Here is a 14,133-nt window from a genome sequence, read left to right as displayed (position 1 = left end):
CGACCGGGCGGTCGCGGCCCGCTACGCCGGGCCCGGGACGCAGGTTCGTGGGGCGCGGCATAGCCTGATCACGACAGCACTACGCCCAGGGGAGGTCGGCGGACGTGAGGCCCGGTTCGGGGAACAGCGGGTCGTCGCGGTACCGGAGGCGGCGGCCGGTGCCGGCGCTCGTGCTGTTCGTGGTGCTCGCCGTCACCGCGGTCGTGGTGTGGAATCGCGTCCTGGCCGACGCGAACGACGTGGACGCGGCGATCAAGTGCAACACGCCCGGCAGCGCGCCGTCGTCGAGCGCCGTGCCCCCGCCGGAGGGCGGTGGAGCGCCGTCGACGCCGACGCCCGCGGTGGGCACGGTCCTGGGCCACGACGCCCTGGACCGCACCGACCCGGTGCCGGTGGGCGACGTGCAGTTCCGCGTGTTCAACGCGAGCACGCAGCGCAACCAGGCCCGGTTCGTCGCGACGACCTTGGTCGAGCTGGGTCTGAAGCAGGCGGCGGAGCCGGGCAACGACCCGGCCTACCCGGCGAACGACATGACCTGCCGGGGCCAGATCCGCTTCGGCGCCCCGGGCGCCGGCGCGGCGCGGACGCTGAGCCTGCTGGAGCCGTGCCTGGAGCTGGTGCGCGACGAGCGCCAGGACGCGACCGTGGACGTGGTCATCGGCAAGAAGTTCGGCGAGATCAAGCCCAACTCGGACGCCCGGAAGGTGCTGGACCAGCTCGCGGACTGGGCCGCCCAGCAGCCTGACCAGCAGGGTGGCCAGGTCGCCGAGCGCAGTGCGCCGACGCTGAACGCGGACAACCTCCAAGGCGCCCGCGAAGTGCACTGCTGACCCCGCCCGCGCCGCTGACCCGGGCCGCGCTGCCGACCCGACGTGCACCGCCGACCCGGCCTTGCTGACCTGACGTGCACCGCTGACCCAGGCCGCGCCGCCCACCCGGCCCTGTCGACCCGGGCCGCGCCGAGGCCGACGACGCCCGCCCTTCAGACCTTGCCGAAGCCGTGTTCCACCAGCGCCGCGTACAGGGCGTCCGCGATGCCGGGCGTGGCGGCGAACGTGGCGTCGGCGCCGAGTTCCGGGGCCTCACCGGGCAGGTGGACGACCGCGCCCGCCTCACGGGCGAGCAACGCGCCCGCGGCCCAGTCCCAGCGGCCCAGGGCGTGCTCGGCGTAGGCGTCGAGGCGTCCGGCGGCGACCGCGCACAGGTCGAGCGACGCCGCGCCGGCCCGGCGGATGTCCCGGACCAGGGTCGCCATGCCCGCCCAGGTCTCCGCCTGGCGCTGCCGGCGCTCGGCGCGGTAGGCGAATCCGTAGCCGAGCAGCGAAACATCCAATCGGGTCGCACCCGAAACGGTGAGGCGTCGCCCGTCGAGCCAGGCCCCTCCCCCGGCGGACGCCGTCCACACCCGTCCGCTGGAGGGCTCGACCACGGCGGCGGCGACGGACGCCCCGTCGACCTGGGCGGCGATGGACACGGAGTAGTGCGGAATGCCGTACAGGTAGTTCACGGTGCCGTCGATGGGATCCACCACCCAGGTCAGGCCGTCCACGGCGTCGCCGCCCTCCTCCTCCCCGATGACGGGCTCGCCGGGGCGCAGCTCGGCCAACCGGCGGCGCACAAGCTGCTCGGACGCCCGGTCGGCGGCGGTCACGACGTCGGTGATCGTGCTCTTCGTGTCGACCTCCGACACGGCGGAGGCCCGCATCGACTGCACGAGGTCGCCCGCCTCCCGGCCCACCCGGACCGCGACTTCGACCAATGCGCGTGGATCGAACCGCAACTGTTCCTCCTGGGTCACTCTCACGGGACTATCGGGGAATCGCAGGCTAGTGTCTGCGCCCACGGTTGCTGAATCGAGTAGGAAGGGCCACGGGGATGGGCATGACGCGCGGGTTCGGCGTGGACATCGGCGGCTCGGGCATCAAGGGCGGCCTCGTGGACCTGGAGGCGGGCGCGCTGGACGGTGAGCGCCTGCGCATCGTGACGCCACAGCCGTCGACGCCGGACGCGGTCGCCGAGGTGGTCGCCGAGATCGTCGAGAAGTTCAACTGGGACGGTCCGCTCGGCGTCACGCTGCCCTGCGTGGTCAAGCGCGGTGTCGCGCACACCGCCGCCAACGTGGACAAGGGCTGGATCGGGACGGACGCCGCCGCGCTGTTCGCCGACCGGCTGGGCAAGGCGCCCGGGGACGTCGTCGTGCTCAACGACGCCGACGCCGCCGGCATCGCCGAGATGCGGTTCGGTTCCGGTCGTGACCGGGACGGGCTGGTCGTGCTGCTCACGTTCGGCACCGGCATCGGCAGCGCCGTGTTCCTGGACGGGAAGCTGGTGCCCAACACCGAGTTCGGCCACCTGGAGGTGGACGGCCACGACGCCGAGACCCGCGCCGCCGCCTCGGTGAAGGAGGACAAGGGCCTGACTTGGGCGGAGTGGGCGCCGCGCGTGTCGCGCTACCTGACCGTGCTGGAGAACCTGATCTGGCCGGACCTGGTCATCGCGGGCGGCGGAGTCAGCAAAAAGGCGGAGAAGTGGCTGCCGCTGCTGCACGTGCGCACCCCGGTGGTCGCCGCCGCCCTGAAGAACGACGCGGGCATCGTGGGCGCCGCGGTGGCCGCCGCGCAAGGTCTGCGGCACTGAATTCGCGAGCCTTCTAGCTGCGACAACGCGTGCCGGTGCGGATCAGAACCGGGTGATGCGCATCAGCACGCGATTCTCGTCGTTACAATGGAACGGTGCCCCGCTGACGAACGATCCGGCGGGCTCTCCCCCGTACTCCGGCGACCGAGGTTCGCGCCCTTCGGTTTGCCTTGATCGACAGTCGCGAAAGGGCGTACGTGGCAGCCGCGAAGACGACTCAGGCAGCTAAGGCTGACGCCGAGGAGACGCCCAAGGCCACCTCGGCGAGGAAGGCCCCGGCGAAGAAGCCGGCGGCGAAGACCGCCGCGGCGGGCAAGACGGCCACGCGGGCGCCGCGCAAGACGGCCGCCAAGGCCGCCCCCGCCGGCGGCCCGGTGAAGGCCAAGAAGGCGGGCGAAGGCGACGAGCCGGAAGACCTCGAAGGCGTCCCCGGTGACGAGGACTTGGTCGACGAGGTCGAGCTGATCGACGAGCCGGTCGAGGAGGAGCCCGCCGAGGAGGAGACCGCCAAGCCCGGCGAAGGCGACTTCGTCTGGGACGAGGAGGAGTCCGAGGCGCTGCGCCAGGCCCGGAAGGACGCCGAGCTGACGGCGTCCGCCGACTCGGTCCGCGCCTACCTCAAGCAGATCGGCAAGGTCGCCCTGCTCAACGCGGAGGAGGAGGTCGAACTCGCCAAGCGCATCGAGGCCGGCCTCTACGCCGCCGAGCGGGTGCGCCGCGCCGAGGAGGAAAGCGAGAAGCTGACCCCGCAGCTCCGCCGCGACCTGCGGTGGATCGTGCGCGACGGCGAGCGCGCCAAGAACCACCTGCTGGAGGCGAACCTCCGCCTCGTGGTGTCGCTGGCCAAGCGCTACACGGGCCGCGGCATGGCGTTCCTGGACCTGATCCAGGAGGGCAACCTCGGTCTGATCCGCGCGGTGGAGAAGTTCGACTACACCAAGGGCTACAAGTTCTCGACGTACGCCACGTGGTGGATCCGCCAGGCGATCACCCGGGCGATGGCCGACCAGGCCCGCACCATCCGCATCCCGGTGCACATGGTCGAGGTCATCAACAAGCTCGGCCGCATCCAGCGCGAGCTGCTCCAGGACCTGGGCCGCGAGCCCACGCCGGAGGAGCTGGCGAAGGAGATGGACATCACGCCGGAGAAGGTGCTGGAGATCCAGCAGTACGCGCGTGAGCCCATCTCGCTGGACCAGACGATCGGCGACGAGGGCGACAGCCAGCTCGGTGACTTCATCGAGGACTCGGAGGCCGTGGTGGCCGTGGACGCGGTGTCGTTCACGCTGCTCCAGGACCAGTTGCAGTCGGTGCTGGCGACGCTGTCCGAGCGCGAGGCGGGTGTCGTGCGGCTGCGCTTCGGCCTGACCGACGGCCAGCCGCGGACGTTGGACGAGATCGGCCAGGTCTACGGCGTGACGCGCGAGCGCATCCGGCAGATCGAGTCGAAGACGATGTCCAAGCTCCGCCACCCGTCGCGGTCGCAGGTGCTGCGCGACTACCTGGACTGACATTCCGCGCGACGAAGGCCGGTGACCGGAAGGTCACCGGCCTTCGTCGTCGGCGCGCTGGTGGCAGGGCTCACGTCGTCACTCGCCGCCGCCGTCTCCGTCACCGCCCGACGAGTCGGACCAGCTACCGCAGCCGCTGCCGGAACTGGTGGGCCGCCGGCGCCGCAGCGTCCTCGCCGCCTCGGGCGCCATGCCCAGCAACTGCCACACCAGGACCCTGGCGACCTCTCCCAGCAGCCCGTAGTACGCGACCAGCGCCACCCGGTTCGCGGTCGTGGCGACCTCCTTCAGCCGCTTCACCTCCGCGCGCCCCGACGCGGTCTGCGGCCGTCCCGCGAAGTGGAGCAGCACGAACAGCAGCGCACCCGTCACGAACACGCCCACGGCGTGCTCGAAGCGGATGTGGTCGCTCAGCGTGGCCAGCACGGTGAACATGGCGAGGAAGACCAGCAGTGGGCCCCAACGCCCCATCCTGCGGCGGCGGACGGTTGTCAGGTAGCCGCGTTCGATGAGGCTCAGGTGCAGCGCCGCGGCCTCCTCGCTGTCCGCTGTCGCCGACACCACGTCGCCCATCGAACGCGGCGTCGACCGCAGCACCACGGCCTGCAACGGCGTCCACGACCGGTGGTTCGTGCGCACGGCACTCACCAGCCCGTCGCGCGAGATCCGCGCCGCGCCCGCCTCGACCAGCGACACGATCGCCACCTCGGCGGCCCGGCCCGGCCCGGCCACCAGGAACCCCCGTTCCTCGGGCCGCAGTTCGACCGCCGCCCCTTGCGGAGTCGGTGTCCACGAAGTCGCCACGTCATCTCCCCTTGCCCGCGAGCCACCCGCGACGAGCCATCCGTCGCGCCTCCGCCATCGTCGCGGCTCGATGACGGCCACCGGCCGCCCGCCCCGCGAAGAGTGCCCCTTCGGACATGGCGGTGGGGTCGATCGACCCCACCGGCACGCGGTTGACGGGCCGGTTAACTGGACACGATTCGTCCGGATCGTGGAATTCCGGGGCGTGTTCGCTCTGGGCTGACCAAAGTGTTACCGATCACAGTTCGGCCCATCGGCGACCCACCGTTCGGCCCAGTGCGCGTGCGCCCGACACCGTATCCGCAGGTCTGAAACCGTTGCCACGACAGCGGAACGTGAGCGTGGGAGGGCGAATCGGTGGAAGTGCCGGGTTCGAGCGGCCCGGAGCGCGGGTAAATGGGGAGTGACGCGGGTCGCCACGGCCTTGGGAACACTGACTTACGCCCGTGCGTCTGCAAGAGTGGAGCCAGCGAACACGACGCACCAGCCAGTTGTGGAGTGGTCGCAGCTAGGTGTGAGGGCACCGATCCCCGGTGCCGGGACGGAGGGAGATTTCCATGACTACGACGCTCACCCGCCCCGAGTTGACCGCTGCCGACCGCTGCGACCGCTGCGGGGCTGCTGCCCAGGTACGCGCCGTTCTTCCCTCCGGGGGCGAGCTGCTGTTCTGTGGGCACCACGCCCGCGAGCACAGCACGAAGCTGCGCGAACTCGCTGCCGAACTGCAGCAGGGCTGACCATCACGGGCCGCGAGGCCCGTAAGCACCCTAGCCGTCCGGGGCGGAGATCCACTGGGTCTCCGCCCCCCTGCATGTTCCGGGCCGCACCGGAACATCCCGGAACGGCGGCGGACCTGCGTCAGACGAGGCCGAGCACGGGCTCGAAGGCCAGTTCCGCCGCCCCGATGAGCTTCGCGTCACGGCCCAGCGGCGAGCTGACGATCCGCGTGCCCCCGACCGCCCGGCTGACCAGGCTGCGTTCCTGCACGACGCTCCGCACGCGGTCGACGACCTGCTCCGGCAGCGCGGTGAACAGGTCGCCCAGCACCACCTGCTCGGGCCCCAGCATGTTGACCACCGTCACGAGCCCCATGGCCAGCCACTCGGTGAACTCGCCCAGGCGGTGCGCCACGGCCTCCGGGGACGCCGCCAGCGAACGCAGCTCGGCCACCACGGCGCCGCGGGGCGCGTCCTCCGGCAGGGCGAGGGCGCGGCACAGCGCCGCCTCTCCCACCTCGGTCTCCCAGCAGCCGTGACAGCCGCAGTAGCACCGCCGGCCACCGGGCCGCACCACCATGTGCCCCAGCTCGCCCACGTACCCGCCGGTGCCGCGCAAGGGCATCCCGGACGAGATGACGCCGCCGCCGACACCCACGTCGGCGGAGATGTAGACCACGTCCGAGGAACCGCGGGCCGCGCCCCGGACGTGTTCGGCCAGCGCACCCAGTTCGGCGTCGTTGCCGACCTGGACTGGGGCCTTCAGCACCGCCGACAGCCGGTCGCCCAGCGCCACGTCCCGCCAGTGCAGGTTGGGCGCCTCGTGCACCAGTCCGTCGGACCGCCGCACCACGCCGGGCACGGACACGCCGACGCCCACCGCCGTCACGTCCAGCTCGTCGGCCAGCAGCTTGGCCGAGTCCGCGATGTGCGTGATCACCTCGCCCGGGTCGCGGGACCGGTGGTGCAGGTTCCACGAGTCGCGGCCGAGGAGGTCGCCGCCCAGGCCGACGAAGGCCATCGCCACCTGCTCCACCCGGATGTCGATGGCCATCACCACGGCGGCGTGCGGCTGCGGCAGCACGAGCAGGGACGGCCGGCCCGCGCCGGAGCGTTGCAGGGGCACCCGCTCGGCGACGACGCCCGTCTCGGCGAGGCCGTCCACCAGGGCTTTGATCGTGCTGCGGTTGAGCCCCAGCTCGGCCGCGAGCGACGCCCTGGTGGACGGGCCGTCCACGTGCAGCCTGCGCAGCAGCGCCGTGCGGTTGTGCCTGCGGACTTCGTCGGGTCGGGCGCCGGCGGTGGGAGGTGTCGTCACGTCAGCGCGGGGCGACCGCCGCCCGGCGACGCGACAGGGCGTCGACGCTGGCGGCCAGCAGCAGGACCAGGCCGGTCACGATGTACACCACGGCCGCGGGCTGGTCCAGCAAACCCATGCCGTTGTTGATGGTCGCGAGCACCGCCGCGCCGATCACCGCGTCCCGCAACCGGCCCTTGCCGCCGAACAGGGACGTGCCGCCGATGACGGCCGCGCCCACCGACAGCAGCAGCGTGTTGTCGCCGCCGGCGTTCGGGTCGACGGAGCCGACCTTGGACGAGTAGACGATCGCGCCGATCGCGGCGGCCGAGGAGCAGATCACGAACACGCTCATCCGGATCTGGGCGACGTTGATGCCCGCCCGCCGGGCCGCTTCCCGGTTGCCGCCCACCGCGTACACGTGCCGGCCGTAGCGGGTGCGCTCCAGCACGAACGTGCCGATCACCAGCAGCACCAGCACGATCGGCACCACGTACGGCACGCCGGTGATCACCACGAGGTCCGTCTTCGCGCGGTTGAGGGTCAACAGGTAGGTGCCGGCGGCGGCGAGCACGACGACCGCGCCGACCTTGGTCAGCACCATCGGGGTGGGTGACGCCACCAGGCCCTTGCGCAGCCTGGAGAAATGCCTGCTCAGCACGACGGCAGCATAACCGCCGGTCGCGAGCGCGAAGAGGATCCACGAGCCGGCCGTGCCGAGGTTGCCGTTGGCGACGTTGAACAGCACGTCGTCGTGCAGGCCGAGGGTGCCGCCCTGGCCGACGAACTGGAGCACCACACCGCCCCACGCCAGGAACAGCGCGAGCGTCACGACGAACGACGGGATGCCGACCTTGGCGACCAGGAAGCCGGTGAGGCAGCCGATCGCGGTGCCGACGCAGATCGCCAGCAGCATCTCGACCCACGGGTTGGGCGGCACGCCGATCAGCGAGATCACCAGCGCCACGGCGGAGAGCGCCGCGCCGGCCCAGATCCGCATCAGCGCGGCCAGCGCCACCGCCAGCAGAAGAAGGCCGCAGAAAGCGTAGAAGACCACCTCGCCCATGCCGCCGAGCAGGTTGCCGCCCTTGACCAGGTGCAGCGCCATGACGGCCGCCGTGACGCCGGACGCGGTGCCGGCCGACAGGTCGATCTCGCCGAGCAGCAGCACGAACACCAGGCCCATGGCGATGATCGTGATGCTCGCGCCCTGCGCGAGGAGGTTGGCGATGTTGCCCAGGGTGAGGAACGTGTCGGCGAGTGAGCTGAACACGATCAGCAGCGCGACCAGGCCGAGCAGGGCGGGCAGCGGACCGAGTTCGCCGCCGCGCAGGCGGGCCGCGTAGTCGCGCAGCGCCTCGCCGGTGGACCGCGACGTGGTGTCGATGCCGAAGTCGGAGATCGCGGCCGGCGGCGGGGTGTCCTGCGGGGACGTCTCGCTGGTGGTGTTGGTCATGCCGGGTTCCTCAAATGGTGGCGGATTCGGGGCGGGCGATGCCGAGCTCGCCGGAACGGCCCGCGGTGATCAGCTCGACCACCTGGCCGTGGGTGACGTCCTTGGTCTGCACCTCGGCCGCCATCCGGCCGAGGTAGAGGCACGCGATGCGGTCCGCGACCTCGAAGACGTCGTTCATGTTGTGGCTGATCAGGACCACGCCGAGGCCCTGCTCGGCGAGCCTGCGCACCAGGTCGAGCACCTGGCGGGTCTGCGCGACGCCGAGCGCCGCGGTCGGCTCGTCCAGCAGCACGACCTTGCTGTTCCACAGCACGGCCTTGGCGATGGCCACGGTCTGCCGCTGGCCGCCGGACAGCGACGCGACCTGCGTGCGCACCGACTTGACCGTGCGGACCGACAGCGAGGTCAGCGTCCTGCGGGCGGCCTGCTCCATGTCCGCCTCGTCCAGCAGGCCGTACCGGCCGCGTTCCCGGCCCAGGAACATGTTCTGGACGATGTCGAGGTTGTCGGCCAGCGCCAGGTCCTGGTACACGACCTCGATGCCGAGGTCGGCGGCGTCCCGCGGCCCGTTGATGTGCACCGGCGCGCCGTCGAACCGGATCTCGCCGGAGTCGGTCGGGTGGATGCCCGCGATGCACTTGACCAACGTCGACTTGCCCGCGCCGTTGTCGCCTACCAGCGCGGTGACCTCGCCCGCCTGGACGCTGAAGTCGATGTCGTGCAGGACGTGCACTGGGCCGAAGCTTTTGTTGACGCCGCGCAGTTCGAGAAGCACGTTGTCTCCTGTGTTGAATTTGCCGCGACTTCGTCGCGGCGGCTCGGCCGCCGGGGAGTCGGCTCGTCACGGCGCGTTTCCCTCCGATCTAAAAGCGTGATCGGAGGGAAAGGCGCCGCGACAAGCCGACGCGGCCTCGCGGGTCTGGGTGAGAGGGAGAGGGGAAAAGGGGTGAGGGGCGGAGGGGTTAGGGGCGGAGGAGTGCAAGGCGGAGGGGTGAGAGTGGAGTTGGGGGGTTACTTGATGCCTAGTTCGGTGCAGGCGGCTTGGGTGTCGGGTACGCAGATTTCTGAGGCTTTGACGAAGCCTTCGTCCACTACGAGCTTGACCTTGTCCTTGGTGATCAGTTGGGCGGTCAGCAGGACGGACTTGACCTGGCGGTTGTTCTTGGTGTCGGTGCTGACGCCGGTCGCCAGGGCGTCGGCGGCGGCGATGTCGTTCTTGGCCAGCGCGCCCGCCAGCTTGGCGGCGGCCTCGGCTTCGGCGTCGATCGGCTTGAAGACGGTCATGTACTGGTCGCCGCGCAGGACGGCCTGGAGGCCCTCCGGGGTGGCGTCCTGGCCGGTGACCGGGACCTTGCCGTTCAGGCCGAACTTCTTCAGCACGGTGATCACCGCGCCGGCGAGGCCGTCGTTGGCGGCGACGACGCCGTCCACCTTCTGCCCGTTGCCGGTGAGGATCTGCTCGAAGGTGGTGCCGCCCTTCTGGTTGTCCCAGCCCTCGATCGGCTGCGACTGGACCAGCGTGTAGTCGCCCGCGTCGTACTTGGGCTGCAACACCTTCCGCTGGCCCTCGGTGAACAGGGTGGCGTTGTTGTCGGTCGGGGCGCCCTCGATCTCGATGACCTCGGCGGGCTTCTTGCCGGGAGCCAGCTTGCCCAGGCCCTCGACCAGGCCCTGGCCCTGGAGTTCGCCGACCTTCACGTTGTCGAACGAGACGTAGTACTTGGAGCTGCCGCCGAGGTTGAGGCGGTCGTAGTCGATGACGTGGATGCCCTGCGCCTCGGCCCTCTTCGCGACCGACGCGCCGATCTCGCTGTTCGGGGTCGCGATGATCAGGACCTTGACGCCGGCGTTGATCATGCCGTCGGCGAGGGTGGAGAACTTCTGGACGTCGCCCTGGGCGTTCTGGATGGTGGGGTCCAGGCCCTCGGCCCGGAGCGCCTTGTCCAGGAGCGGCTTGTCGAAGCCCTCCCAGCGGGCGGAGGTGGCGGTCTCGGGGAGGATGACGCCGACCTTCGCGCCGCCCGAGCCGCTGTTCGTGTTGGTGTCCGAGGTTCCGCCACCACCGGACGTGTTGGCGCCGCACGCCGTCACGGCCACGGCGAGGCCGGTGCCGACAGCGATGAGGGCGAGGCTCTTGCTGCGCATCCGCCATCCCTTTCCGAGCTACGCGGGAAATGTTGTGGCGCACAACGTATGTCGCGGGATGCGGTGACCGGAAGCACACTTGACCGATTAAGTAGCCACGATGAGCTAACGAGCAGGTAACCGGGACGATGCTTGGTTACGCCGAACGCAGCAACCGGTCACTCCTGGCGGTCACGCAGACACGCCATCACCAAGAGCGCAGGGTGGCGATGCGTTCTTCGAGCTGTTCGATGCTGGCCATCGCCGTGGGCGGGCCGCCGCAGTACTCGCGTAGCTGGTTGTGGATCTTGCCGTGCGGCTTCTTCGTGCGGTGGTGGTGCATCGCGACCAGCGTGTTCAGCTCCTTGCGGAGCTGTCCCAGGCGCTCCTGCACGCTCGCGGGCCGGGTTTGTTGCGGCGCGGGCGTAATCGGCGGCGTCTTCTTGCCCGCTTCGACTAGCTGCTTCTCCTGGCGCTGCCGCAGCAGGGCGCGCACCTGGTCGGGCTCCAGCAGACCGGGCAGGCCGAGGTACTCCTGCTCCTCCTCGCTGCCCGCGAACGCGGCCGTGCCGAACGAGGAGCCGTCGTAGATCACCTGGTCCAGCTCGGCGGACGCGCCCAGCGCGGTGAACGCCCGCTCCTCCTCGCCCGGCTCGTCCTGGACCTGGTTCGCCTGGGCCAGCAGCTCGTCGTCCCAGCCGTCCTTCTCCCGGTGCGGCTTGCCGAGCACGTGGTCGCGCTGCTGCTCCAGCTCGCTGGCCAGCCCGAGCAGCACGGGCACGCTGGGCACGAACACGCTCGCCGTCTCGCCCTTGGCGCGCTGGCGCACGAACCGGCCGATGGCCTGCGCGAAGAACAGCGGGGTGGACGAACTGGTCGCGTAGACGCCGACCGCGAGCCTCGGGACGTCCACGCCCTCGGACACCATGCGGACCGCGATCATCCAGCGGTCCGAGCCCCGGGAGAACTCCGCGATGCGGCCCGACGCCTTCGGGTCGTCGGACAGCACGAGCGTGGCCGTGTGGCCGGTGACCCGGTGCAGGATCTCGGCGTAGGCCTTGGCGACGGTCTGGTCGGTCGCGATCACCAGGCCGCCGGCGTCCGGCATGCCGCCGTTGCGCAACTGGGTCAGCCGGAGGTCGGCCGCTTTGAGGACCGACGGCATCCACTCGCCGGTCGGGTCCAGCGCCACCCGCCACGCGCGGGCCGTCTGCTCCTGGGTCAGCGGCTCGCCGAGCCGGGCGGAGAACTCCTCGCCCGCGCTGGTCCGCCAGCTCGCCTCGCCGGAGTAGGCGAGGAAGATCACCGGGCGGACGACGCCGTCCTTGAGCGCGTCGGAGTAGCCGTAGGCGTGGTCGGCCTTGCTGCGCTGGGTGCCGTCCGGGCCGGGCTCGTAGCTGATGAACGGGATCGGCGAGTCGTCGCTGCGGAACGGCGTGCCGGTGAGGCTCAGCCGCCGCACGGCGGGCGTGAAGGCCTCGCGGATCGCGTCGCCCCACGACTTCGCGTCGCCGCCGTGGTGGATCTCGTCGAGCAGCACGAGGGTCTTGCGCTGCTCGGTGCGCACCCGGTGCAGCGTCGGGTGGGCCGCCACCTGGGCGTAGGTCAGCGCGACGCCGTGGTAGTCGCGGGACGTGACCGCGTTGGTGTTGCGGAAGTTCGAGTCGATCGCGATGCCGACCTGGGCAGCCGCTTCCGCCCACTGGTGCTTGAGGTGCTCGGTCGGCGTGACGACCGTGACGGCTTCGACGGTGCGGTCGGCGAGCAGCTCGGCGGCGACGCGGAGGCCGAACGTGGTCTTGCCCGCGCCCGGCGTGGCGACCGCCAGGAAGTCCTTGGGCTTCGCCGCCAGGTACTTGGTGAGCGCGCGGCGCTGCCAGGCGCGCAGGGGGCGGGTCGTGGCGCCTTGCGGTTGCGACAACCTCGAACCCCTTCTCTCCAGCTCAGCGGCGTTAGGACATGCGAATGCCCTCGTGGTGGTGACCGTCGAGGGCACCGACAGCCTACCCGCTGCCGCCGCGCCGCCCGGGTGGCGATGCCGCGAAATCCACCTCGATGCACCATGCTTGACGCTGCGATGGCTTCGCCGACCGACGAGACAGCGCGCAGCACGCCCACCCCGGGGCCCCTGCGCCTGTTGGCGCGCACGCTGTCCAAAGCATGGCACGGCAGCATCTTCTCCGAGGCGGCGGAGGCGGCGTTCTGGCAGACCCTGTCGTTCCCGCCCCTGCTGCTGGGGCTGCTCGGCTCGATGGGGTACCTCGGGGACTGGCTGGGGCCGGAGGTCGTGAGCGCGGTCAAGGACCGGATCATCTCGTTCTGCCGCACCATCTTCAGCGGGGACGTGGTCGGTGGCGTGATTGCGCCCACCGTCGACCAGATTCTCACCACGGGGAAGGGTGAGATCGTTTCCGTCGGCTTTTTGATCTCTTTGTGGGCCGGGTCTTCCGCTATGTCGTCCTTCGTGGACGCCATCACTGCCGCGCATGACCAGTACGGGGTGCGCAACGAGGTGTGGCAGCGGATCTTCTCCCTGCTGCTGTACATGGCCAGCCTGGTGTTGCTGATCGTCGGGTTGCCGGTGCTGGCGTTGGGGCCCGATTTGTTGTTGCTGCTCTTTCCTTCCGGGTGGCGGCCTACGATCGAGTTCTGGTTGAACGCGTTCTACTACCCGGGGATCGCGGTTTTGCTGGTGCTGGCGTTGGCCACGCTGTACAAGGTGTCTTTGCCCAACAAGTTGCCTTGGCATCGGGTGGTGCCCGGTGCCGTGCTGGCCATGGCCGTGTTCGTGTTGTCTTCCATCGGGTTGCGGCTGTACATCCAGTGGATCACCACCACCGGGTATACCTATGGGGCGTTGGCCACGCCTATCGCGTTCTTGTTGTTCGCGTTTTTCATTGGGTTGGCCATCATTATCGGGGCCTACTTCAACAGCGCTGTGCAGGACATGTGGCCGGCCAAGATGACCCGGCGGCAGCGGCGGCGGTGGCGGCGGTTGGAGATGGAGCGGGCGGCTGAGCGGATCCGGTCCGATGAAGGGCGGGAGGTCTGGGAGGTGGGCGGGAACGCCGGCGGCGCTGGTGCTGCGCGTCCCGACGGCGACGTGGGCACCGCCCCGTCCCCGGCTGACACCTCGCCTACCACGCCGTTCCGGGTTGATCGGCCGTCTTGAGGCCTCGGCCGGCGCACGGCTGGATCGGTCGGCTTGAAGTCTCGGCCGGCACGCGGCGCGGGCGGTGGCTGGACAGCGCTGTGCCCCGGCACCTGGTGGTGGGGCCGGGGCACGGGTGTGGCGGTGGGGTCAGGTCACTCGCCGCCGCCGCCCTTGGGCAGGCCGTCGTAGATGTTCTTGCATTCCGGGCAGACGGGGGAACCGGGCTTCGGCGACTTGGTCACCGGGAAGACCTCGCCGCAGAGTGCCACCACATGCGTGCCCATGACCGCGCTTTCCGCGATCTTGGCCTTGCGCACGTAGTGGAACATCTTCGGGGTGTCGTCCCCGGTGTGGTCCGTGCCTTCCGGCCGGGTCTCGACGTCGGGGAGAGTCTGCGTGCTCACGGCCTCAGCTTACCTGGGATGATGGCCCCT

General features: G+C 70.6%; 13 protein-coding genes. 5 read left to right on the top strand and 8 right to left on the bottom strand.

What is annotated here, in order from left to right; genetic code table 11:
- Nucleotides 1-158 precede the first annotated feature (158 nt).
- Entirely contained in the window at nt 159-830 is a 672-nt protein-coding gene (gene cei, locus ACQPZF_RS09580; protein WP_433270371.1) for an envelope integrity protein Cei, read from the top strand.
- Between the two features lie 152 nt (nt 831-982).
- Here cei and ACQPZF_RS09575 read toward each other — a convergent pair whose 3' ends face one another.
- On the bottom strand, nt 983-1,780 hold the full coding sequence (locus ACQPZF_RS09575) for an inositol monophosphatase family protein (RefSeq protein WP_433274502.1): 798 nt from the start codon (nt 1,778-1,780) through the stop codon (nt 983-985).
- A 95-nt stretch (nt 1,781-1,875) separates the two neighbouring features.
- Between ACQPZF_RS09575 and ppgK the strand changes: the two genes are divergently transcribed.
- The gene (gene ppgK, locus ACQPZF_RS09570; protein WP_433270369.1) at nt 1,876-2,637 is read left to right on the top strand and encodes a polyphosphate--glucose phosphotransferase; all 762 of its coding nucleotides are present in this window, start codon (nt 1,876-1,878) and stop codon (nt 2,635-2,637) included.
- Nucleotides 2,638-2,834: 197 nt separating this feature from the next.
- A complete protein-coding gene (locus ACQPZF_RS09565) occupies nt 2,835-4,148 on the top strand; it encodes an RNA polymerase sigma factor (RefSeq protein WP_433270367.1) in 1,314 nt (437 codons plus the stop codon).
- A gap of 78 nt (nt 4,149-4,226) precedes the next feature.
- Here the strand turns inward: ACQPZF_RS09565 and ACQPZF_RS09560 are convergent, their stop codons facing one another.
- On the bottom strand, nt 4,227-4,952 hold the full coding sequence (locus ACQPZF_RS09560) for a TIGR04222 domain-containing membrane protein (protein ID WP_433270365.1): 726 nt from the start codon (nt 4,950-4,952) through the stop codon (nt 4,227-4,229).
- A 557-nt stretch (nt 4,953-5,509) separates the two neighbouring features.
- Between ACQPZF_RS09560 and ACQPZF_RS09555 the strand changes: the two genes are divergently transcribed.
- On the top strand, nt 5,510-5,689 hold the full coding sequence (locus ACQPZF_RS09555) for a DUF7455 domain-containing protein (RefSeq protein WP_121011206.1): 180 nt from the start codon (nt 5,510-5,512) through the stop codon (nt 5,687-5,689).
- Between the two features lie 121 nt (nt 5,690-5,810).
- Here ACQPZF_RS09555 and ACQPZF_RS09550 read toward each other — a convergent pair whose 3' ends face one another.
- The 5 genes from ACQPZF_RS09550 to ACQPZF_RS09530 form a co-directional block, all read right to left on the bottom strand.
- Nucleotides 5,811-6,986: an ROK family protein gene (locus tag ACQPZF_RS09550; RefSeq protein ID WP_433270363.1), complete on the bottom strand. Its 1,176-nt coding sequence runs from the start codon at nt 6,984-6,986 to the stop codon at nt 5,811-5,813.
- A 1-nt stretch (nt 6,987) separates the two neighbouring features.
- On the bottom strand, nt 6,988-8,421 hold the full coding sequence (locus ACQPZF_RS09545; RefSeq protein ID WP_433270361.1) for a sugar ABC transporter permease: 1,434 nt from the start codon (nt 8,419-8,421) through the stop codon (nt 6,988-6,990).
- A gap of 10 nt (nt 8,422-8,431) precedes the next feature.
- A complete protein-coding gene (locus tag ACQPZF_RS09540; protein ID WP_433270360.1) occupies nt 8,432-9,196 on the bottom strand; it encodes an ATP-binding cassette domain-containing protein in 765 nt (254 codons plus the stop codon).
- A gap of 236 nt (nt 9,197-9,432) precedes the next feature.
- Nucleotides 9,433-10,566 carry a sugar ABC transporter substrate-binding protein gene (locus tag ACQPZF_RS09535; RefSeq protein WP_433270358.1) on the bottom strand — a complete coding sequence of 378 codons (1,134 nt, stop codon included), beginning with the start codon at nt 10,564-10,566 and terminating at the stop codon, nt 9,433-9,435.
- A gap of 187 nt (nt 10,567-10,753) precedes the next feature.
- Nucleotides 10,754-12,466 (bottom strand): DEAD/DEAH box helicase, encoded by a 1,713-nt coding sequence (locus tag ACQPZF_RS09530; protein ID WP_433270357.1) that lies wholly within the window; start codon nt 12,464-12,466, stop codon nt 10,754-10,756.
- 141 nt (nt 12,467-12,607) lie between these two features.
- On the opposite strand from ACQPZF_RS09530, the gene ACQPZF_RS09525 reads away from it, so the two are divergent.
- Nucleotides 12,608-13,717 (top strand): YihY/virulence factor BrkB family protein, encoded by a 1,110-nt coding sequence (locus ACQPZF_RS09525; RefSeq protein WP_433270355.1) that lies wholly within the window; start codon nt 12,608-12,610, stop codon nt 13,715-13,717.
- A 134-nt stretch (nt 13,718-13,851) separates the two neighbouring features.
- On the opposite strand, the gene ACQPZF_RS09520 is transcribed toward ACQPZF_RS09525, so the two are convergent.
- Nucleotides 13,852-14,103, bottom strand: coding sequence for a DUF3039 domain-containing protein (locus tag ACQPZF_RS09520; RefSeq protein WP_433270353.1), 252 nt, complete (start codon nt 14,101-14,103; stop codon nt 13,852-13,854).
- Nucleotides 14,104-14,133 lie beyond the last annotated feature (30 nt).

The organism is Actinosynnema sp. CS-041913, assembly GCF_050942485.1.
Classification (GTDB): domain Bacteria; phylum Actinomycetota; class Actinomycetes; order Mycobacteriales; family Pseudonocardiaceae; genus Actinosynnema.
The sequence above is the reverse complement of the archived record's forward strand: the minus strand, read 5'-3'. Positions and strand labels throughout refer to the sequence as shown.